This window comes from Rhodopseudomonas sp. (assembly GCF_048594845.1).
Lineage (GTDB): Bacteria > Pseudomonadota > Alphaproteobacteria > Rhizobiales > Xanthobacteraceae > Rhodopseudomonas.
This window is the reverse complement of sequence record NZ_JBMDXE010000045.1, coordinates 1-1,693: the sequence shown is the minus strand read 5'-3', so window position 1 is coordinate 1,693 and position 1,693 is coordinate 1. Positions and strand designations below refer to the sequence as shown.

Genomic DNA, 1,693 nt, shown 5'->3' with positions numbered 1-1,693 from the left:
GATGAGCGGCCTGCTCGCGCCGACGCTGCGCGAGACCATGCTGGGCAACGCCCAGATCCTGGAGATCTTCAACATCTCCAAGGTCGGCAAGGTCGCGGGTTGCCGCGTCACCGACGGCACCGTCGAGCGCGGCGCCAATGTTCGTCTGATCCGCGACAACGTCGTGGTCCACGAAGGCAAGCTGTCGACTCTCAAGCGCTTCAAGGACGAAGTGAAGGAAGTCCAGGCCGGCCAGGAATGCGGCATGGCGTTCGAGAACTACACCGACATGCGTGCCGGTGACGTGATCGAGTGCTACCGCATCGAAACCATCCAGCGCTCGCTGTAAGTCCGATTCTTACAGCCGAGACGTAACGGCTCATCCTTCGAGACGCCCGGTCGAGCTCTTCGAGCCCTGCCGGGCTCTCGGGATGGGGGCACTGCCCGATCCCAGGTGATCGAGGCCGCACCAACCGCAGCCCTCATGGTGAGGAGCGCAGTCGTTTCGACTGCGCGTCTCGAACCATGAGATGATTGGAAAACCGAGCTATGCCTCGCCATCACCAGAAGAGTTCCCCGTCCGGCGGGTCGACGCGGTCGTTGCGCGTCGGCGAATTGGTGCGCCATGCCGTGGCCGAGATTTTCAGCCAGGGTGGCGTGCACGATCCGGTGCTGGAGACGCATCTGATCACCGTGCCCGAGGTCCGGATGTCGCCGGATCTGAAGCTCGCGACGATCTACGTGATGCCGCTCGGCGGCCGCGACGAGAAGCTGGTGCTGGACGCGCTCGAGCACCACAAGCGGTTTTTGCGCGGCGAGATCGCCCGGCGCGTGAACCTCAAATACGCCCCCGATATCCGCTTCCGCATCGACGAACGTTTCGCCGAGGCCGAGCGGATCGACAAACTTCTGCGCACGCCTGCGGTGCAGAAAGACCTCGAACCCGATCCGGACCAGGACTGATGACCGTGACCACCTCCGCCGCGCCGCTCGCTCCGCACGACCTGCATGCGGGCGCCGACGACCTTCCGCCCGCCGTCCGCAAGCCGCGCGACAACAACGATCCGCGCAATCAGGCCCGGGGCAAGGACGGCAACAAGCAGCCGCGCCGCGACAAGCGCGACGTCCACGGCTGGGTGATCCTCGACAAGCCGGTCGGCATGACCTCGACCCACGCGGTCGCTGTGGTGAAGCGGCTGTTCTCGGCCAAGCGCGCCGGCCATGCCGGCACGCTCGATCCGCTCGCTTCCGGCGGCCTGCCGATCGCGATGGGCGAGGCCACCAAGACGGTCCCGTTCGTGATGGACGGCCGCAAGCGCTATCGCTTCACCGTGGCGTGGGGCGAAGAGCGCGACACCGACGACACCGAGGGCAAGGCGGTGGCGACCAGCGCCGACCGGCCGACCGCGGAGGCCGTCATGGCGCTGCTGCCGCGCTTCACCGGCGTGATCGAGCAGATTCCGCCGCAATATTCGGCCGTGAAGATCCAGGGCGAGCGCGCCTACGATCTGGCGCGCGACGGCGAAGTCGTCGCGCTGGCCCCGCGGCCCGTCGAAATTCACGAATTAACCCTGGTGGATCATCAGGATAGCGGCCATTCGGTGTTCGAGGCCGAGTGCGGCAAGGGAACCTATGTGCGGGCGTTGGCCCGCGACATGGGCCGGCTGCTCGGCTGCTATGGCCATATCTGCGCACTGCGCCGGACGCTGTGCGG

Annotated in this window: 3 protein-coding genes; all 3 read left to right on the top strand. The window is 66.4% G+C overall.

All coding sequences use genetic code 11. The annotated features are described in order from the left end of the window. Nucleotides 1–328, top strand: a 328-nt coding sequence (locus ACOJTD_RS02425) for an EF-Tu/IF-2/RF-3 family GTPase (protein ID WP_420131349.1), incomplete at its 5' end; no start/stop codon positions are given. Between the two features lie 200 nt (nt 329–528). Continuing rightward, nucleotides 529–942, top strand: coding sequence for a 30S ribosome-binding factor RbfA (gene rbfA, locus ACOJTD_RS02420; RefSeq protein WP_420131348.1), 414 nt, complete (start codon nt 529–531; stop codon nt 940–942). Beyond that, a partial coding sequence (truB, locus tag ACOJTD_RS02415) for a tRNA pseudouridine(55) synthase TruB (protein WP_420131347.1) occupies nt 942–1,693 on the top strand: 752 nt, incomplete at its 3' end. The genes rbfA and truB, both read left to right, overlap by 1 nt.

Bases quoted from the DNA above. Each gene is read 5' to 3' on its own strand.
- rbfA (WP_420131348.1), top strand. From the start codon at position 529: ATGCCTCGCCATCACCAGAAGAGTTCCCCGTCCGGCGGGTCGACGCGG.